Origin of the sequence: Actinoallomurus bryophytorum (genome assembly GCF_006716425.1) — a bacterium.
GTDB classification, from domain to species: Bacteria; Actinomycetota; Actinomycetes; order Streptosporangiales; family Streptosporangiaceae; genus Actinoallomurus; species Actinoallomurus bryophytorum.
On sequence record NZ_VFOZ01000001.1, the window covers coordinates 7,045,141 to 7,067,531 of the forward strand.

At 70.1% G+C, this 22,391-nt stretch carries 1 protein-coding gene; it reads left to right on the forward strand.

Annotation, left to right across the window (positions count from 1 at the left end):
- Positions 1 to 9: 9 nt before the first annotated feature.
- Entirely contained in the window at positions 10 to 22,326 is a 22,317-nt protein-coding gene (locus tag FB559_RS32695) for a hypothetical protein (protein WP_141960802.1), read from the forward strand.
- The last annotated feature ends 65 nt before the right edge of the window (positions 22,327 to 22,391 follow it).

Consider the following 22,391-nt stretch of genomic DNA (forward strand, 5'->3'; position numbering starts at 1 on the left):
GAGATCGCAATGGTCAATCGTGTATGGCGCACGTCGAGCCGGAGCGGTACGGCAGTGCATCCCTCCTGCGTGCAGGTCGCCCTCGTCGACGATCCCCGCGAGGCCGAAGGGTTCACCTCGAACGCGGCCGTGACAAAGTTCGACCTGCGCAGGGCGGACTTGTCCGATGTCCAGCTTTACTTGAACGACACCGGCCAGATCTCGGCGCTGCTCGCCCAGATGGTGGCCGGGCCCAACGGCATCGCGCCCAGGTGGGAGAGTCGCGACCCGTTCCAGCAGGTGATCAGGGAGATCGCCCCGGCCGGTCCGCCCAGCGAGATCGCGGCGCAGGTCGTCCGCTTCGGCACCGCGGTCGCCCTCGAGTCGCACGCCGACCTGATGCTCGGCGAGGACGGCCTGACGATTCCGTTGCCACCCGCCGCCGACGGTACGCCGCAGGAGGTCACCGTCTTCCTGCACGCCGTTGCCGAGAAGAAAGGTACCGGCTTCGTACGGGAGCGCGTCGACGCATCGTACGAGTTCCGCTACACGACGGGAGACGGCGCCGAGGCAGGAGAACGGCCACGTCGGCTGACGATTCCGAGGGGTGTCGGGCTTCTGGTGTCGGCCCCGGCGGACGCGGTCTCAGAGAGCCCGACCCACTGGTTCGGTAAGCCCGCCGTGGAGGCCGAAACCACCGCGTCGGTCGCCCACCCGGCGACCGGCGAGACGGGGCTCATAGGTGACCGCGATTCTGCGGGCGGGGGCAGCCGCGACGGCCGGACCGCCCCGGATCGGCTCTCGGCCGCCGGGCTGAACCGGCTGGTCGGCAAGGTGGCGACGTTCGGCGAGAGCCTGCCGGCGGACGAGGTCCAGATCTGCCTGAACCTCGTCACCGAACTCGTCCGGCAGTGGCGGCCGGAGGGCATCAGGCCCGTCCAGACCGTCGATGACATGGCGATCGGATCCGCCGCCGCCCCGAGATACCTGAACCTCCCCCCGTCCCGGTGGAGTGCGGCCACCTCGTGGAACGCGCTTGCCGGTCAGGTGCCCTCCGGCGGTGTGACCGTCGTGGTCATCGGCCGGCCCAGCGACCGCAACCACGCGGTCGCCCTCATCGACACCGCCGCGGGCGTGCAGGTGTTCGATCCCCGCGCCAGGAACGACCTACGGGTCACCCCGATCCCGGACGACGCGGACAGGCCTGGGACCGGGATGCCCGCCCTCGTCGACGCCCGCGCCCTGACCATCAACCCCGACGGCACGACACGGGTTGAGCCGGAAGGGACTCCAAGGCCGTTCGCGTCGACCGCCCAAGCCCTTACCGACCCCGGCGATCCCCGCGTCGGCGCGCTCACCCTCCAGGTGGAGCTTCCGGAGGTCGTCACGCTTCGCGAGGACGTGTCCGACGCGGCCGAGTCGGAAGGCGGTTTCGAGATCACCGCGCGCGACGGCACGTTCAAGGTGGTCCTTGACCGGCACAACGCCTATGTGGCGACGGACGACACCCACTACGTGTCAAGGGAACATCTTCGGCAGGCCGGCAAGGAACTGAAGCATGACAACCAGACCTCGTGGTCGATCCTGGAGATCGTCACCAACCCGATAGCGGTACTGCCCGGAGAAGAACACCGGCAGAACGCGGACGCGATCTTCCAGAACATGAATGATGTCCGGTCCCGGATGAACATACCCGCGGAAGGCACCCCCATCGAGGAGGTGTTCCCCAAGGACCAGTTCAACTACTCCGGGGATGCCGAGGGTGCTTTTCTCTTCCCGGATTCCCGGCAAGACGCTCCAAGCACCCCGCTCCACGTGCACTACACCGTGGGAGTCGCACTCGAAAGCGGAACATCTTTCCTCAAACATGTCCGAGACAACACGCCTTCTCGGCGACCGAAGCGGCGGATTACCGACGGTATCCAGTTCGCCGACGAAATGGTCCTTTCTTATCTCGGTCAACCGCAATCGCATTCGCGGACGACCGTCGACCTGCTGGACGACAAGGATGTCTCCATGCTCAGGTTCTTCCTGGCAGTGGTGTACACCCAGGTCACAGCGCTCTTCCCGCCAAGTCCCGACGACAGGGGCCTGATCAAGGACCGCACTGCCGTCACTCTCCGTACCGATCTGGCGACATGGCGGAACAAGCTGCCTGTCTCGATCCAGGAATTTCTGCACAGCAAAGCGGCGGATATTCGGGCGGCGCTTCTTCGCGTGGCGCGAGGCGAAAAGCCGGATCTGCCCGACACGGTGATGACGCAGGGCGGTCTTGCCACGAGTAACGCCACAATCGGCGAGTACCTCGACAATGCCCTATTGCCCGTCCCGCCGAATAAGGTCATCGACCAGGACCAGGCCCTCGGCGTCACCACTCACTTCTCTGAGCTCGACACCGCGGATGGCAACTTGAAGGCCCCGCTGGTGCTGCTGGAATTGCGGCACTACCACCCGGACGCCGACGACTTCGAGAGTGTATTCGACACCTACACCACTCTGCAGGAGCAGGCCGAGCAGAACTACGAGTCCGCTCTCGCGATCCTGGAGCCTGAACACGACGATCCGGCAAGAATCTCCGACCGGAGGGAGATGGCGACGAGGCTGAACACGGTCGAGGATCCGGTGGTGCGGCGCACGCTCAACGCGCTGGATGAGATTCAGGCCAGGGATCCGGTGCTGCGCTCCGCCGTGGTGGGTGAGGTCATCGTCAGGGAGGACATCTCCGTCGAACTCCTGGAACGCCTTCATGACTATCTCGACGACAAGGCGGTGCACGCCGGACTGGTCGCCGAGACGCTGGGGGAGCTCGTTCACCGTACCGAACAGGCCCAGCTGCGCCGTACCGAACAGGCCCCCCATGACCCCCTGCACGTGGAGGAGCCACTGCAGAGGCTGCGCGGCGCGATCCGCGAGCTGGGCGACGTCGACATGGTCTTCAGGGTCAACGACACCCTGCAACATGAGCCGGCCCTGGACTGGACCGGCGACCCGGTCGACGCCGCCCGTGTCGCCGCCGCGGTCACGGCGCTGGAGTCGAACGACGCCTACCCGGCGAGCATGACCGCTCGGCCCTACGCCATCGCCCACCAGATCGTCCACGACACCGCACCTCCGGAGGAGGCGCCGGGCGGGAACATACTGGACCGTGTTCAGCTCGGCTTCGACGCCGCCGAGCGACTCGTGGGGATCTGGCTGCCCGGCGCCCCGGACGACGTGCAGCCGGTCAATGATGACCTGCTGGCCCGGCTGAACCCCCCGGACGACACGGTCGTCGTGTTCGGCGCCGTGCGGAACGGCAGGGTCATGGCCGGCGCACAGGGGATCGATCTGGCCGACGTCATCGCCGCCAAGGCACCCGGCCGGCCGCTGATCCTGGCGATGTCGGGGGGAAGTGCCCTGGCGGGACCGCTGTCGCGGCGGCTCAACGTCGCGGTGATGGCCGCCCCGGATGACGTGCGGTTCGACGGGGACGCCGGGATGTTGCGGTCCGTCAGGTCCGCCGGCCCGAACCCGCGGTCGGCCGACATGCGGTTCCGGATGTACGTCGCGGGGCTTCCGGGCAGCGAGGCCTTCGAGGAAGAACTGGCGATCTTCACGCAGGAGGCGGCCGGTTCGCGACCGACCGCACCGCCATCATCGACCACATCGGAGGAGGATGGGCCGGACGACGCCACGCCCCATCCGACCGGAGGGCCCGGGGCCGGCCAGCCGACCGTTCCCCCGCAACCGGCACCGGCGGGCGGCGCGCCCGGGCCGACCGGGCCGACCGGGTGGGTCTTCGACCGTTCGGTCCTTTCCATCGGTACGCCCAGGGCCGGCCTGCCGGACGTTCCGCGGCTGATCGACAGACTCAAGCAAGTTGTCCGAGACGCACGCATGCTGGTGGAGGACGACGTCTGGGCGGACCTGCCGGCCCGCCTGCTCAGCAACTACCAGTACGTGCTGGACGGGCCCGACTGGCAAGGTAACAGCGGGCTGCTCGTACAGCTCGGTCCGGCCGAGGTGCTGATCTCGCTCTACCCGAGCGACGAGAAGAAGGTGCCGAACCCGGAGAGTTCGGCCGATGGGGACAAGACCCATCTCGCCGTCGAGAACATGAGCTCGGTCTACGCCATCGGCACGCACGCCCAGACGTACTCCGGGACGACGAGCGGCGTGCAGGGCTCGGCGGCGCTGTCGTTCGGCATCGGCCTGACCCCGACCGTCTTCCAGGTCCTCAAGGTGGGAGCGGGCCTGTCCGGTACCGTCAACCGGTCCACCCGGAGCACCACGCACGCCGCCGACGCCGAGATCGGCCACGTCGAGAGCAACCGGGTCGAGTCGACCCTGGTCGCGCTCAAGGCGAACTGGTCGTTCAAGCTCCGAACCCGCCAGGAGAACTGGGCAGGGGTCGGGCGGCAGACGCTTGCAACAGCTCAGAACACGGCTGCGGGGAGGCTGGAGCTGTGGATTCCCGAGCACTATCTGGAGAAGGCACCCGAGCAGGTCACCGCCGTCGATCCCCCGACGCCGACCGCCGGCCCCGCCACGGCCGGCCCCGCCGCCCCGGCCGACAAAGTGAAGTACGACCGGCTTCCGTCGACCTACTACGCGTCGGGGCTGACCAATCTGCCCAAGTTGTACGACCGGATCGTGGACAACCTCGAGCAACAGGGCGTGAGGCTGCCGGTCGGGTCCCTCATCCGCGCCGAGCTCATGCACCAGGTGTGGAACCTGAACGCCAATCTGGACCAAGCCGTCAACGATCAGCATGGCTACTGGTTCGATCTGCACGAGTGGAAGGGCAAGCGACGGGGCTGGTCGTTGGGCATGCGACGTGGCCGTACGGTGGCGTCGGTGGAGGTGCACGCGGATCGCCTGCCGAAGCCGCAGCGAGCCGGGGCGACCAGTGACAAGGCGCACCTGGAGGACGTGCGGACCGCGATCGACGGTGCGAGCGGCGGCCACACGATATCGCACAGCACCACCCTGTCCGGCTCTGCCGAGCTCGACGTGTCGCCCCCGCTGGTCGAAGGCCTGGGCCTCGGCGTCAGCCTCTCCGCGGGGGTGACCTGGTCGAACTCGGACGCGAACACGGCCGGACGGACCGGTCTGTGGGTGGTCGTGCCGCGCTTCACCGGCCAGACCGCGGGCTACCAGGCGGAGTTCGCCTACCGGGCCGTCACCATGGTCCGGCGCGATGCGAACGACGACAGGTGGGCACCGCGCGTGACCGGTGTCGTCAAGGGGCGGGCACTCCTGCGGCTGCCGGAGCCGGCGGCGTTCGAGTACGGCTTCCCGGTGGACAAGAACGCGCTGAAGCAGGACCCAGGCAACAAGAGCGAGGTGCCGTACGAACGGGAGGCGGTGCGTGGCACCGGACAGCGACCCGGCGACCCGCCCACAAAGAACGCCCCGCCGCAGTTGCGGTTCGGGAAGGGCGTCGGTATGGGGCTGGTCTCGGTGCCGGAGACGACGGTCAACGACATCCTGCGCCAGATCAAACCGCACCTGATCGAGAAAAACTTTCTGCCCGAGGACGAGCTCGACAAGTTCGCCGGCCGACCTTGGTGGGAGCACGGCAACCTGCAGGACAGCAACCTCGACAACCTGGTGCAGTTGGAGAAGCTGGTCTCCCAACGCGGCTTGGACTCGTACTACGACCAGATCCACCAGGACGGCTTTTCCCTCACGCTGCGCGCGCGAAAGGGCGCCGTCAAGATGGACTTCGACGTCGACTCCGCGAAGATCACGATCAAGGCGCTGAACGCCGCGCCACCGAGATTCCTCCGCAGCACCGACCAGTACCACACGGTCAACCTGGCGATGGGCATGGACACCGCCGGGCAGTCGACGAGCGGCAGCCGCAAGCTGGCGGTCGGGGGCAAGTTCAAGGCGCTTCGCAGTTTCTTCAAGAACGGTCTGGTGGGGGTGGAGTGGCAGAAGACCGTCGGCGCGACCGACGCGGTCAACTTCCTCACCAACCGTCCCGAGTTGCTGGAATATCCGGGCATCGTCGACGAGTGGGAGCTGACCAGCGACTATGTGGTAACGGTCGAGTTCCAGCACGCCGGGCTCCAGGGGGAGATCAAGCCCCGCACGCGCAACCCCGATCCGATCACGATTCCCGGGCAGACCGCCCTGGCGCGCCTGATGCAACTCGGCACGGAGACCACGCCCGGCCCGACGTCCAGGGGGCGGCGGACACCGCCCGAGGTGCTCAAGCAGGCCGTCCCCTACTTCGCGGACTTCAGCGGCATGCGTGCGGCGGCGACCGCCGCGTTCAAGGAGCTGAGCGGCCCGGCCGGTGCCGCCGACCAGATACTCGACTCGCTCGCCGGCACGACCCAGCTGCGCGCGCACCTGAAGGAGATTCTCAACAACCAGTACACCACCGACCTGCCGTTCAAGCCCGGGATCTTCCGCGACACCCTGGGGGCGTTGGACATCGGCGGCACGATGGGCGCATCGACGTTCGTCGATGCCACAAAGGACAAGTTCGTCATCGGCTTGATCAAGCTCTGGCTGGCCCAGGCGTTCACGACCGACTCCCGCTCGTTCGGCCTCACCCTCGACCTGCCTGACCTCGCGTTCGGCGGGGATTCCGGGCACGCGAGCGTGGCCGGCGAGGTCGACCTCAACCGGCACCTGGGGTGGAACCGGTCGCACACCAACGGGCGTACCGGCGGTACGGAACTGCTCCAGCTCAACTTCAACCGCGCGTATCTGTACGAGACCACGATCGACTTCACCGTCACCGGCAAGTTGATCAAGGTCGGCAAGGTGGTGCCGCGCTCGACTCGGTACGAGTCACGGCAGGTCAATGAACGCACGATGATGTACCTCCTCGCCGAGCCGGAGGCGCTGACCCTGTACGCCGACGACCATCTGCCGGTCTCGGACGCGCAACTCGCCGACGCGCTGGAGCGCTGGGCGAAGGGCTATGAGCCGGGCGCCGTGGTCGAGGCGCCCCTGCGGCTGGGCGGCGACGTCGTCGCCAGGATCCTCATGCGCTGGAAGAGGGAGACGCCGGGGCTCGCGGCGCCTTTGACCGGGCTGGGCGCCGACCGCGACGGGCTGGCGCGGAGACTGGCCTGGCTGCACGCGGGAGGTGCACTGCCGATCGTGGACCCCACCACGAAGCAGGCCTTCAACAACACGTTCGGCCACGCGCTGGCGGATCGGCCGAGCGAGTTCCGGAACATCCAGCTGCCGGAGTACCTGACCCGCGCCGACATGAGGAACAGGCTCCTGGGGCAACACGGCGTATACGACCTGACCTACGACAACGCCCCATCGACGCTTCAGATCGTCAAACAGGAGATCGACCGGGCGGCGCCGGGGTTGCTGGCGGCCGATCTGGAGCTCTGGAACGGCGACGGCCGGGTGGTCGGTAGGTTGCAGGACGGCATCGACTCGATGCAGGCCGTGGTGGCCCAAGGACGTGACCATGGCCTGCTCGAGGACGCGCTGTCTCCGAACGGCCAGGAGTTCTACCTGGTCAATCAGAGCAAAGGGGTCTTGCACGACGTCGTCAAGATCACGCTGAGATATGTGCTCACCTCCGACCCGGTGGTGCACAGGCTCGTGTCGAACACCGGCAACGAGAACTACGGGCACGCCTACGAACACACGTCCGCGACGCGGTCGCGGGACGCCTCGTACTCGCTCACTCTCCCCAAGCTGGGCATCGGGCTCGCTGCCGATGCCAACGACAGTCCGACCGACCCGCCGCCGACCGGCTCGGCCGGCCCAGCCCTACGCGTGGCCGGGGGCCACCACGGGTCCGCGACCCACGCGGAGCAGGCGACAGCCGAACAGACCATGTACGACTGGACCGGGCACTATCAGGTGCGGCTCCGGCACGAGCTGTCCGTGGAGGTACGGCGGCTGGAAACGTCCGGTCGGTGGCTGAACAACCGGCTCATGCGCTGGTTGGACCGCTGGACGCACCACAACGCCGCCCCTCCGCCCCGCCGCGAGCCCGGCACGCTCGAGCTGGAAGTGCCGCGCGCCCTCGCCGAGGCGGGCGTGTTGCGCAGGGCGACCGGGGTGCGCAACCTCATCCCGCTGCCGAAGCTGCCCGGCAACGCCTATGTCGCCGGCACGCTCCTGGATGACGCGCTGCCCGAGGCCATCAGGCTGCTCGCCCGGGTCTTCGGCCGCGATGCCGCCGACGTCACCACTCGCTCGACCCTGTCGCTGCCGACCCGGCTTTCGCGTACCCACCTGAGAAACCACCTGGTCAAGGCGACCGGTGGCCGCTACAAGGTCGGCGAGCACCTGTTCATCCCCGGCCACTCCTCCGACCGGGTCACGCTGTGGCTGGCCGGCGACCTTTTCGATCTTCAGGAGATCGGGGCGGTCCCCACCGGCACCGGCGCCGGCCGCTACTCCAAGCACCAGAGCGGTACCACCGTCAGTACCACCTCCGACCACTGGCGGCCGACCGTTGAGCTCTCCGGAGCACCCTCCGGCACGATGCAGCCGCACGACCCGCCGCACTCCGGCGGAGGCTCGGCCACGGTGACCCGGACCACCGCCGCCGCCCAGGCCTCCGGCGACTCCCAGAATTACCGCAGGGAACAGCACGTCAAGGAACTGTTCCCGGTCGTCATGGTCCGGATGCGTGGTCAGTTCCACCTGCAGGCCGAGAAGTACCGGCACCACCTGTGGCGGCTGCGTAAGCGGTCGTACCGGGGGACTTACCACAGCGCCCCCATCAACGGTGACGTGTACGCCGTGCTGGGCCGGGCGCAGATCGAGGAGATACGCGCTCAGCTCGCCAGGACGGCGGAGCAGGCCGGCGTGGGCCCGAGACCGACGGCGTGGCCGGATCCGGAGGGGGCGCCGATCGACCTCAATCCGCTCATAGCGCAGGCGGGACGGACGGAGTTGGGCGCCACGCCCCTGTACCAGTTCGTGGCACAGCAGATCCGTGACCGGCTCGGCCCGCAGCTCATGGGCCGGCCGTCTCTGAGGCGGCCCTCCCTCGCTGTGACCTACCAGCCGGACGAGCACGGCGCGTCGCAGTCGTACGCGGAGTTCCTGGCCCGGGACCTCGCGCACGAACTCAACGTATATGTGCAACTGGACATCATGGGCACCGGCAACACGGGGCAACGTCGCAGGTGGGTCGGTCCGGACAGGCGGGTGCACGTGTTCCACCCCGTCACCGGGCACGCGCATCCCGCCGCCCCCGGGAACGTCCCGCTGGTCTTCGAAAATGAGCTACTGCCCGCCGATGTGGCGCAGGAGGTCGGGCTGCTGCCGGAAGGGCTTCGCCACCACGTCGATGCCTTCGGCGTCGAACCGGCCTTGGGACGGATCTACCAGACGTCCTGGCTCCGCCAGCAGACGTTCGAACAGGCGTTGCGGTGGGAGATCGACCGCCATCGCACGCTGTTGGCGGACCTGAATCCGGACCTACCGGAGCTGCTGCTCCGCGCCCGCACCGCCCAAGAGTTCTCGCGACGACTCACGGCGCAGCGGGACCGGGTTCGCGGCCACATCGCCGATGTGCTTGAAGAGCGGGCTGCGCTTGAACAGCAGGCTGCGCCTCAAGAGCAAGACGAACACGACCGCCTTCTCGAAGAGCTGTCGGGCCTCGAGCACCGTCTCGAAGGTCTGAGGAGAGAGGACGACGAGCTCGCCCAGCCCGTGACGGAGGCACACGGGGGCGAGAACCGCCTCGATCAGCTGGGCGAGGAACTGGTGGAGGCGGCGGGCGGCACCGACCATGCGGCGCGCGCCATCCGGATCAGGCAGCTCGTGCAGTCCCTCAGGGATGAGCTGAACGTCGCCGAATCGCTTCGGGCTCAGCGGTCCTCCCGTAGCTGGCCGTCACAAGTCGGTAGGTGGCCGTCACGAGTGACGGAAGACTCGATCGCAGAGCTGGAGAGACGGCTGCGCGGCGCCGGCCCCGGTTCGCTGGCGATAGTGACGACGACAGGGCCGGACCAGCGATTCATCGCGTTCCACCAAAACGGGCAGGTCCAGTGGGAGGAGGTCCCGTCCGGTGAGGTGATGAGGCCGCAGACGAGCGCGCGGAGCGGCACCTTCCTGGCGTTGGCCTCGAGCGGCGAGCAGTTGGACGTGGACACGGAGATCAAGTCAGCGTTCCCGGAGCTGTACGCGTTCAAGGATCTGTACGAGGCCACCGTCCGCTCGATGAGACAGCAGCCGAGCGGCACGCGGCCTGCGGACACGCCGGCACCCGTCGGCCTGGACGTCATGAACGCGTATCTGTACGAGGACGGCAACGGCGCCCATCGGATCGAGCGGCATGGGTCCCAGACGCTGACGGCGGTCGGCCCGATGTCGGCGTACGCGCCGCTGCACTGGCTGACCCACGACGTGCCGGAACGCGCGGTCACGGTCCGCGACCTCTCGCAGGACCTGGCCGACGCGGCAGACTTCTTCGGCTTCGGCCAGGGCACCGATGAGGCCACGCGAGCCGACGGTTTCCTGACCGACCGCCTCCGCAGGCTCGTCCGGCGAGCGACAACACTGCCGATGAACCTTCCTGCGGACACACGGATCTGGTTCTCCGGGCCGGTGTTGACCGGCGCGGCGGTGGTGACAGGTTCAGGGGATTTCCTGATCTACTCGCCGCACCTCCCGGAGGTGACCATCGAGCCGCCGCGATCGGTGTACTCGCTGGTGAGCGAGCCTGGGTACACGTTCGTGATCGCCGAGTCGGCCCTGACCCAGCCGCCGCCGACCGTTTCGGTGGCGCCGAAGCCGGATTCCTCGGCCGCTCCCGCCGATGGTGACCAGTCCCAACGGCCGGAGAGGAGGACAGGTCCTTCGCGGCCCGGTGATCAGCGCCCGGGTCAAGATGAGGCGGAGTCTTCGAGGATGGCCGGCACGCCCCAGGGGCCGTCGACGTTCGCGTCGCTGGAAGAAGCGCTGACCCGCTTGCGGTTGCGGCGGGTAGGGGTGGCTTTGGATGGGGACAGTTTCTTCAACTCGCTGCTGACCGCGGACGGGTCGCCGTTGCCATCGCTCCTGAAGGACCCGGCGGACGTACGCCGGCATCTGGCCGATCAACTGCGGAACCCTCGCAGACAGGACCTGCGCGAGGCTGTGGATTACCACGCCATAAGGTTCTTCGCCGAACAACGCGCCGGGATCTCGCCGGCCGCGCACGATGTCGACGAGGAGCAGATCTCTCAGTACCGCGCCGCGGTCAAAGAGGACGAGTGGCGGGCGCTCGCCGACCAGCTCGAAACCCCAGGGGCGTGGAACGACCTCCTCGGTGAGATCGCCCCGGTCCTGGCCGACCTGGAGTTCCACCTGCGCGTCAACCTCATCGACCTCGAGAACGGCCGTTTCCAGCCGGCTGCCAAGGAAGACGGAAACGAAATCACGCTGATCTACACCGGCACCCATTGGGACGCCACCATGCCGGCCTCGCGGATCGAGCCTCCGAAGAAGGTGTTCAGGTCGCTGGGGGAGGCCCTGACCGGCTTGGGGCTGCGGCAGGTGCGGGTGGCCGGGGATGGGGATTGTTTCTTCGGCTCGCTGCTGACCGCGGACGGATCGCCCGTGCCACAGCACATGACCCCGACAGAGCTACGCCGGTATCTGGCCGGTCTACTCCGGTACCAAGACAGAGCAGCGGGAGACAGAGCCAGGGACGCCCGGGTAACGGAACTACGCACCAGGCTGAGTCAGCAGGCCGAGCGATCCCTCGCTGAAGAACGCGCCAGGATCTTGGTGGCCACTTGGGACTACGAGCAGAACGGTTACTCCAGCGAGCAGGCCGTGCAGATGGCTCAACAGGAGCCGAACGACGGTAGGCGTTTCGTCCCTGAGGACCTGATCACGCAGTCCATCCGCCCGGTCACCGCGGAAGACTGGGAGACAGTCATCAGGCAGATCGAACAACCGATGTCGTGGAACAACGTCGGTGGTGACATCACCCCGGTCCTGGCCGCCCTGGCGTTCGGCCTGCGCATCCACGTCATCAACCCGAATGGTGGTGACTACCCGGTCGGAGACGGGCGACGCGAAATCACGCTGACCTACAACGGCACCCACTATGACGCCACCACACAGGCCATCACACACGCCGCCGCGGCGACGGTCACCCGTGACGGGCAGCCTGCACGCTCCAAGTTCTTCGGGGCCGCGGACTTCGACGCGACAGTCGCGACAGTCGCGACGGAGGAAGCGCCGCTGCCGCCGTGGTACGTGGGCCGAGGCGGGTTCGGTGACGGCGGTGTGTCGTCGATGACCGAGGTGTCGCGCAAGTCCGGGCCGGCCGGCGGGCTCGACCAGGACGTGGACCAATGGATCACCGGCGTCACTGCCGGAATGAAGGAGGCGACGGCCGCGACGGTGCGCGGGCAGGTCGTCGAGGTGCTGGGGAACGACGATCCCAGGACGTGGGAGCGCCTGCTGCTTCACGGCAAGCTGATCGTCGCGGACGGCAAGCGGGTCAAGCTGGCCTTCTCCGCCGAGAAGCTGGACTACGCGCCGCCGGAGCCGGCCGAGCCGTACGATCTCCGGACCGCGGGGGGCGGCGGGTCGGAGCCGCTGCGTTTCGTCGCGGCGGCCATGCACGGTGGCTTGTCGTACGCCTCGCCGTCGGTGCGGATCGACGTGGAGCACGGGTACTCGTCCGGGCGCAGCATCGCGATGGAGGTGCAGGCGGGCAACCGGGTCATCGCCGACGCCACCCACGCCTACACCGCGCGGATCCGGGTCGCGGCGACGGTGAATCGCGAGGCGAAGGGCGACCTCGTGCTGCCCGGCAGGGCACGGCTGGAGTTTCCGACGGTGTACACCTCGCCCGCCGAGTTGTCGGCTGCGGACGATGGTCCCCGCCAGGACGCGCGTTCGACCGCCGAGTCGCCGGTTGCGGAGGACGGTCCCGGCCAGGAGGAGCATCCGGCCGCCGAGTCGCCGGCCGTGGAGGATGGTCCCCGCCAGGGCGAGCGCCCGACCGTAACGGTGGTCGAGCCGTCGGTGCTGCAGGGGCTGGACTACGCGGTCAGCGCAGTGGCCCCGGCGGAGCTGCTGGACGCGCTGGCCGAGGAGTTGGACAAGGAGCTCGGTCTGCCGGCCGAGGCCGTGGATGAGATCCGCCAGGAGATCGCCGAGGAGCACCTCAACGAGAAGATGCTGAAGGACCGCGGCCAGTGGTGGCTTACCGACAGCTGGGTGTCGGACCTGCTCAGTGAGAAACTGTCCCGCTGGTCGTCGTTCCGTGGGCATCTGGAGGTCAGCGGCACGCCGCACAAGGTGCGCTATGTGACGACGACCGAGCAGGAGGTGCTGATCCGCAACGACGTCGCGGACACGGGCATGACGAACGCGATCATGCGTAAGGACCATCTGGTCCGCTACCGGACCGAGTTCTCCATGACGGTCGTCCTCCGGTCCGACCTGGGCGAGCTGTCCGTCACCGGACCGGTCCTCGGCGAGCTGGCCATCGGCCGTGAGCACGCCGTGGAGTTCGAACGCCGGGCGCTCGGCGGGGAGCCCACCGGCTCCGGGCAGGTGGCCGACGGTGGGTTCGAGGAACCGGCCGGCCGGCCGGAGCCGATGCCCGAACTGCCGGCATGGAACCCGCACGACCCGCAGGATCCGCAGCACCCGCAGGACCCGCGGAGCCCGCGTAGGTTCACCAAGCGGCTCAGGGACGGATTCGGCTGGAACACTCTGTCGGCGCCGTTCCAGGAGCACGGCGTGCTCGACGTCGACGACATGTTGCGGTTGGCCGACCTCGGGCCGATCCAGATCGCCCTGCCTCCGGCGATCCATCGGCGCCCGCATCCCATGCTGCCGAAGCCTTGGCAGGCATTGATGGGATACGGCAACGTCAGTTGGGTTCTGATGGGCGAGGAGCGCTCAAAAATCATCTCGCCGCCCGGGGGATCCGGCCACGCTCCCTGGCGGTACGTCATGGACGATCAGGCCCAGATCATCGGCGCCCTGTTCATGGGGCAGGGGGAAGCCGACCGCGAGCCGCGCGCGTACATCTCCAACCCCGCCGCCGCGTCGCCGCCTGTGGTGGCGGAGGACCGCGGTGAGCACGCGGCCGCGGACGGGGCGCCGGGTGCCGCAGGGGAGCAGCGGCCCGCGATGGGGGCGGAGAACCAGGGGCTGGATGAGGCGCTGCGGGCCGCCCGCCTGGACGTCCTCGCCGACTTCGTCGCGGACGGCGGCGTGCCGCAGGTCCAGCTCGCCGACGCGCTTGGCCGGCAGTGGAGCGAGTCTGCCGGCGACGACGCGGATCCGCTGTTCCGTGCCCTCACCATGCTGAGGGAAAATCCGGAGATCCAGGTGGTGACCGCCGACGGACGGCGGGTCGCGGCCGGAGACGCGGAGAGTGACGGTGCGCGGGTCATACCGCCGGAGCAACGGTTCGTCATCGACGGGCGGGGCTCGGTCCACGGTCCGCTCCGGCCGTGGCATCACGTGGTGGACCCTCGCGAGCCGAAGGTGCTGGCCGCCCGGATGGGGCTGGGGCGCGGGACCGTGCGTGAGACGGCCGGTTTGGAAGAGGTGTACCCGGGGGTGCGTAACGCGCTGGCGCACCAGATGCGCTCGGCGGGTGTCACGGATGCGCTCTCGGCGGCCGAGCGCCAGCACCACACCCAGGTGCTGGCCGAGAAGTTCGGAGTGCCGGGGCTGCGCGGCGCGTACCCGGAGCTCCTAGACGGCGGTGTCGCCCACGAGTTCGAGGTCGGCGGCCACGTCTTCACCGTCGTGCTGGACGCCGAGCTGCGCGCTCTGGACCCGGAGCCGGTGGCCGAGGGCGGCGAGGAGCACCGACGCGGCGTCACCCGGTTCGAGTACGAGACCGCCTACAGGCTGAGCGTCACGACCCGGCGGCCCTCGGAAGGGGTGGTCGCCGCCCAGGTACAGGAGCTGTCCGGGGACGGATACTGGACCGCCGTCACGGTCCCCGACGCGTACCTGCCGGACGAGCCGGTGCCCGCGGACGAACTCCTCGAGGTCGGCCGGCTCACGGTGCGCGACGGTCCGCTGGACGATGATGGCATCGGGCGGCTGGCCGCCCGGCCAGGGGAGGAGACGGGTGAGACGTTCGACCTGACCACGAAGGGGCTGTCCGGCATCCAGGTCGGCCTCATCGGTGCCGCTGAGATATCGACGTTGCTCGCCGAGATGGTGGCGCAGGACAACCAGGTGTCGTGGGCGGGCGCGAACGCGGACGCGTTCCAGCAGGTGCTCGCCAAGATCGTGCCGTCCAATGGCAGGTACCGCGTGGCGGAGCGGATCCTGAGCACCGGCACGCGGGCGTTCCTGGAGGCGAACGCGCCGACGATGATGCGCACGAGAGGCCTGGTGGTTCCGCTGCCACCGGTCGGCAACGGGTGGCAGCAGGAGGTCCGCATCCGGATGCGGACCTTCAACGCCCGCCACGAGAAGACGGTCGAACGCGGCACCCCGGAGCAGTACACCGAGGCCGACCCGCGCTTCGGCGAGGCGAACGACGTCTCCGGCGGTGGCCTGGATCCCCACCTGGGCACCTACAGCGGGGACGGCGAGCTGGTCGGTTTCGACCCGGTGTACACGATCGACTACCGCCGCTGGCGTCGCCCGCGCAGGCTCCCGGAGCGGCCTGCGGCCAAGGTGCTGCGCAAGAAGCGCCGGGGCGCGCCCACGCCGCTGACGTACACGGTCACCCAGCACGTGAAGATCGACCGTGGCATGGAGATCCTCGTGCCGTACGTCCGCGCGGCCGACCACGGCCTGCCGGTCCCCGCCCGCGATGACCTGCCCTCCGCTCAGGGCGAGCGCGCCTATCTCAATGAGGACCTCGCGCTGGCGGCCGCGTACGTGGAGAACCTCAACGCCGGCGAGGTGCTCGGCGCCATCATCGGGAACCTCGGCCGAAGCGCCGATCCCGAACTCTCGCGCGCGGTGGACGCGGCGTTCTCCGAAGAGGCGATCCGTGCCCAGTACGGCACCGCACGCCGCGGCGGCATCCGTCAGATCTTCGCCGTCCCGGCCAGGTACTGGAGGACGTACGGCGTCTGGGACCACATGAACACGTCCCCGCGGACGACCGGCACGGTGCACACCGGGATCCGGGTCACCGCACGGGAGACGTCGGTCGAATATCGCCGGCCCCGGCCCGACGTCAAGCTGACGACCGGCGGGCAGGACACCGCGCAGGAGTTCACGCACAAGGTCGACTACCAGGTCGAGATCTTCCACCGGTACACGCCGGAGGAGCTCACCCGCCGGGCCGGGCAGGCGCTGAAGGCCGTTCCAACGCTGGTGGAGGTGCTGCCCGGAGGCGAGAGCCGGCGGAGATGGCAGCGTCTGTTCCCAGCAGACCGGCCCTCGGCGGGGACGCTGAACACGGTCGGCGAGGCGGCGGTTCTCGTGCCCGCGCACCTCACCACGGCGACGGCTCCGCCGTTCCCGGCCGCCGGCGCCACGCCGTCCATGGCACCTCCACCGGTCGTCGCACGCACGCCGGCACCCGCTCCTTCGACGCTGGCGACGGCGCTGGCCGAGTACGTGCGGGCGCTGTCGATGCCGGGAGCCGAGACGCTGCCACTGTGGGCCCCGCTCGCGGCGATCCCGTGGCGCCGTGTCGATCAGCAGGCGGTGGCGCGCGGTGTCGAGCCGGTCGTGAAGGCGTTCGCGGCGGGCACCCAGAACGGACATACCCTCGACATCGCCCTGAGCGAGCGCAACCTGCGCGCCAACATCGCCGCACTGCTGGCCGGTACGTACAGCATCCCGCTTGCGGACGACGAGCACCTGACCGCGCAGCTCGTAACGGACCGGGCCCGGTGGCTGACGCGCGCCGGCGACCTCGACTACTACGTCTTCGACGCGGGCTACCACATCACCGGTCCGCACGGTCACGGCGTCACCGTCACGACCCTCGGCGGCTTCGTGGGCACGCTGCCGGCCACTGTCGTGGCACGGCTTCTCGACGAGAACCCGGACCTGCCCCTGGACCGGCCCCCGCTCGGTGACGATCAGCTTCCCGCCGAATGGGCGCAGGACGGCACCCTCCCGGCCGAGGCCATCCCGCAGGTCGTCGAGCGTGCCGGTGGCCCGGCGGCACTGGACGCCGCCGGGGCTCTGCGCCTGTGGTCACGCGCCGACCATCTGCCGGCCGCCACCACGACGGCACGGCGGCTCACGGCCGACATCGGCGTCCCGGTCGAGTTGCTGGTGCGTGACCCCGACGGCTCGGTGAACCGCCACCTGGTGACGGGCGCGGACGTCGACGCGGTCACGCAGGCCTCCGCGACGGAGACGGCCGACCCACCGCCGGCCGTCCGGCGTACGCCGCCGGAACTCGACGAGCGCGCGGCACGCCGGCCTCGCCGGTCGGCCTCGGTGCTGGAGATCGGGGACCCGGCGCCCGGTGCGCCGCGGAAACCGGTCACGCGATCGAGCGGCGGGCCGGGCGGCGGCTCGAGAGGGGTGCCGATTCTCAATCTCGATTTCGCGCCCCCGTCCGCCCGAGACGATGAAGGTCCACCTGCCGAGCCGGTACCGGGTGCGACATCACACGTTTCCCAGCTCCGCACGAGACTGGAGAGCCGGCTCGCCGCGGCGCTCGCGCCGTACGACGGCGACGCCGCCGACTGCGTCGTCCGGATGGAGTCCGTGCGCGCCGATCTCTTCGGCCGCCCCTCCGTCGTACGCGACGATTTCGCCCTCCACCTGTCGCGGCCGCAGGACGCCCTCGCCAACGCCCTCGGCGGCGCCTGGCAGCCGGTCGGGCACTCGCTCGACACCGTGATCCGGCGTCTCGAGGAACTCGGTTCCGGTGCGGCGGCGTTCGTGCTGATGTCGCCGCCAGAGTCGCCGTCGTCAAGGTCGCCGTCGTCAAGGTCGCCGTCAGAGCGGACGAATCGGCATGGGTTCGTCCTGCGCAACGAGGGCGGGACGGTGTTCCACATCGAGACCCAGAACCCCGCGGGGGACCGGGTACGGCCCGTCGAACCGGCGCGCGACCGGCCGCGGACCGTGGACGAGCTGTACCGGATGCTGGACCGGGCCCTCCCCGTGTCCACCGGGGCGCGGGCGATCGTCGTCGACCCGTCCGGTCGTGCGATGCTGCCGGCCGAAGAGGTGGAGACGGCGGCGACCACGGTGGAGGCGCTGGTCGACCCGTCACCGCACCTGAAGTACGGCGCGCGTCACCAGGAGCTGTTCGCTCAGCGCGAGGACCTGTCCACGCCGTCCGACGCCGTCCCGGTCACGCCCGCGTCGCGTGACCCGCATCCCGCCGGCGGCCCGACGGCGGACCGGCCCGGGTTCGGCCTGGGCGGTACGCCCGCCGGCGTGGGCTGGGCCCCGGTGCGGTGGGCGCGGTCGTGGGGACTGCGGTTCGACACGGCCGAACCAGGCTCCCTGTACGAGGCGGTGCTGTCGGCGAACCGTGGCTGGGTCACCGTGGGCGGTGAGCCGCAGGCCCTTGGCGACGCCGCTGCGTTGCGTCGCCTCCTCGGGGAGCGGATGGCGGGCAATCCCCCGGAGGGGGGTATTCGCCAGTGGCCACAGGTGGTGACGGGATACGTCTCCGCCGTCCGCGCGAGGGTATTCGGGCGGTTCGGCGGTGGTGAGTTGTCGCCGGAGCAGGCACGGCAGATCGAGGCGCAGATCGACGGCGGCCAGGCCTGGCAGCAGGTGGTGGCGGCCGTGTCGCGCCCCGGGTACTGGGACGAGCTGGCCGATCTCGTCGCCCCGCCTCTGATCAGCGAGTACCTCGGCCTGAGCCTGCTCGCCGTGGCGGCCGACGGGCGGATGACCGCGTACGGACCGGGCTCCCCGTCAGCCGTGCTCATCGAGGCCATGGGCCCCGGGGAGACGCCGGGCTGGGCCGGGCCGCCGGCCGCCTCGGATTCGGTGTTCGGCGGTCTGTCCGGCGGCCAGGTGGCCTGGGCCGCGGACACCGGGATGAGATTCGCCGGCCCGCGTCGCGGCGGTGGCGAGTTCTTCGACGCGCTGGTCGCCGCCGGACGCGCTTCAGCCGTGCCCTTGCTGTTCGGGGACGCAGGCGAGCTGCGACGCGAACTGGTGCGGCGGATGCGCTCCGACGTCACCCTGACAGATTCCGGAGACTGGACGTCGATCGTCGCGGAGTACGCGCGCGCCGAGGCGGCGGCCGGTGACGGAGCCCGGACCGGGCAAGCCCCCGAACGGCCGGACGACGGCGACGTCTGGCAGAGGCTCATCGCCGACGTCCAGGACCCCCGCCGTGGGAGCGCGCTGGCCGGCGGCCTGTGGCCGCTGCTCGCACACCGCTACCTCGGCGTCGACGTTCGCGTCGTCACGGCGGATGGTGGCGCGACCTCCTACGGCGACGGCGATCCGATCACTCTCGCGCTCGTGGCCAGGGAAGACCTGCCCGGGGACGCCTGGGTGGCGCTCGCGCCGGTGACGGCGCCGCGAGGACAGGGCGCCGGCACCCGTCCGGCCGTGGTGGCCGGCGGGTGGAGTGAGGAGGATCCGGCCCACCACTTCGCCGGGACGGCCGCGGACGGGCCGGGGGAACCCACGCCGGGTCCGGTCCCGGTGGGGGTGAGCGCCCGGCTGGCGGACTGGGTGCGGCGTCACAGGAGGCGGTTCGCCGACGTGCCCGCCGACCGCGACCGGTTCTACAACGCGGTGCTTCAGGCCACGGGCGGTGGGTTCGTCGCCGGCGACGGGACGTTCGTCGGCGATGCGACGCAGCTGCGAGCCCTGTTGGTCGAGGAGATCGACAAGGCCAGGGGCACCGATGTCGACCTGTGGTCGGTCGTGCACACGATCTACGCGGAGAAGTACCGGGAGCGCGCACGCCTGGACTCCTCCACCGGACAGGACGAAGGGGAGCTCGCCGAGCTGACCGATCAGCGGATCGACGGCGGCGAGGCGTTGCGCGACATCATCCAGAGCATCGCCGACCCGGACTTTTGGCCGGGACTCGCCGACGAGCTCGCGCCGTTCTTCCTGAACCTGGTCGGCCTCGGCGTCCGGGTGGTCGACCCGAGCGGCGTGGTCGGCAGGTACGGGCGCGGCCGTCCGGTCTACGTCGCGCCGGTGGCGGCCGAGCCCGGACACGGGACACGGCACTGGGTGGGGCTGCCCCCGGCGGCCACGCGGTTCGCGGTGGGCTCGGCTCTCGACGCGCCGAGCCTGGCCGACCCCTTGCTGGTGCGGTTGGCCCAGGCGATCGATGTCCGTAAGAGGGCGATCGACGACACGGCCGCGACCATGTCCGTACCCGGCACGCTCGCTGAGGCGTACGAGACCGACCCGATCCTGGTCCGGCTGAGGAAGGTCCGGGCCCTGTGGCCTGCGCAAGGGCGCCCGGGTGTGGATGACGTACCCGGTGCCGCCGGTCTCGCGGGGCAGTGGGAACCGGGCCGGCTCACCACCCTGGTCGCCGAGCTGGGCGGGTCGCTGTCGCAGGCATGGCCCGGCGGGGACGGTGCTCGTACGGGCGCGGAGCTGAGTTTCGCCGTCGAACTGCTCGGCGCCCTGTACCCAGGTGCCGCCGGCGGCATCCGCCCCGCCGGCGAGGGCGGGTCCGGGCCGGGAGTGCCCGCCACCGAATGGGTCGTGGTGCCGTCCCTGTCCGAGCTGGCCGGCGTGGTCCCCGCCGGAGGCGCGGCCTTCGTCATCGGCGGGCGGCTTGTGCGGGTGCTGGTCGACACGACGAGCGGTCTGCGGATCGTCGAGTTCGATCCGGGTGAGCCGGAGGCGGCGAGGGTGGTGGCGCCCACGCCCGCACTGATCGCCTCGATGGCCGTTCCGGCGGACGGCCTCGCCCTGGTCCTCGGCCCCGACGGGCGCCCGCTGCCCGCCGAAGTGCTCGGCAGCCCGTTCCTGCCCGCCGACGGCACCGCGGTGGCGGTGCCACTCCCGGCGGAGACGGAAGAGGCGCCCGCGGGGACCGGCATGGAGACGGTGCCGCCGGCGGTGAGCCGGCGCCAGTACGAATGGGCGCACGAGCATCGGGCCCGGTTCGTCGCCGTCCCACCGGGCCTGAACTCCTTCTTCGCCGCGGTGATCGCCGCCGCCGGCGGCCGGCTCACCGTGAACGCCGCCGACGTGGCCGACGCCGTGGTGCTGCGCGAGGCGCTGGCCCGGCACGTACGGGACAGCGCGGCCTCAACCGGGCTACGGGACCGGCCGTTCATTCACACCGCCTACGTCTTCGAGGCCGGAGAGCGCATCGTCGAGGACTTCTTCGGCCAGGACCCGGAAGCCGTCGACCGGCGGACGCTGTACCGGCAGATCGATGAGCACGTCGAATCCGGAGCGGCCTGGGACTACATCGCCACCGCCGTCGCCCGGCCCGGTCACTGGGAACAGATCACCGCCCGGGTGGCACCGGAGCTGCTGGCCGAACTCGCCGATCTGAGCCTGGTCGTCGTCGCCGAGGACGGGCGGATCGATCACTATGGCGCCCCGGACGGCAGGCGGCTTGTCCTTGCGCGCACCGGTGCGCAGACCGGAGCGTCCGCAGACTGGGCCGCGCTGGTGCCCGAGACCGAGCATGCCGAGGGCACGCGGCCGTTCGACGACGTCGTCCTGCCAGCCGGTCACGAGGCGACGGCCGGGAACGCCACCACCGGCACGCTCGCCTCGCTGGGCGCGGAACAGCTGCGGACCGCCGAGGCCGAGGACCTGCTGATCCAGCCCACCGAACCCGGTCCGGGCTCGTTCTACAGCGCCGTTCTGGCCGCCGCCGGGGGCGGGCTCCTGGCGGACCGCGACACCTACGTCAACACTCCGGCCGGGCTCCAGGACACCCTGGCCACGCTGTTCCGCGATCGCCCCGACGTCCTGGACGCCGCCACCTGGGCGCGGATGCACCAGATCCAGCTCGGCCCGGACCGGAACGAGGCCGAAGAGCCTCCGCCCGCGGGCGAGCCGTCCCCGGCGCCCGCGGTGAGCAGCGAGGCGGTCGTCGACGCGATGCGGGATCCCGCCGATCCCCGCGGCGATCGGTTCGCCCGGCTCCTGACCGGTCCCTATCTAGGGCTCGAACTCGGCATCATCGAACCGGACGGCACCGTGACCACCGAGGGGGCCGGCCGGCCGATCACGATCGCCCCGGCCACCGGCGACGACGGCACTCCGCACTGGGCCGCCTTCGCTCCCCGGCCGGCGCACCTCTCGCCGTCCGGCATCGGCCTGCCGGGGCTGCCAGGGCTGCCGGGGCTGCCGGATCTGCCCGACGTCGACCAGCCGCCTGTGGGCCGGTGGAGCCCGGACGAGTACAAGCTGCTCGAACCCGGCTCAAGTCAGGCCGAGTCCACCTGGCGCGACAGCAGCTACAGCACGACCGAGCACGGAGACAAGATCTACTGCGTCTCGGTCGCGGTGGTCCTCGCGACGGCCGGCGTCAGCGTGGAGGGATGAAAGCACGCTGGGCCGCGAGATTCTCGACCGGATCCTCATTATGAACGAACGCCACCTGCGCAAAG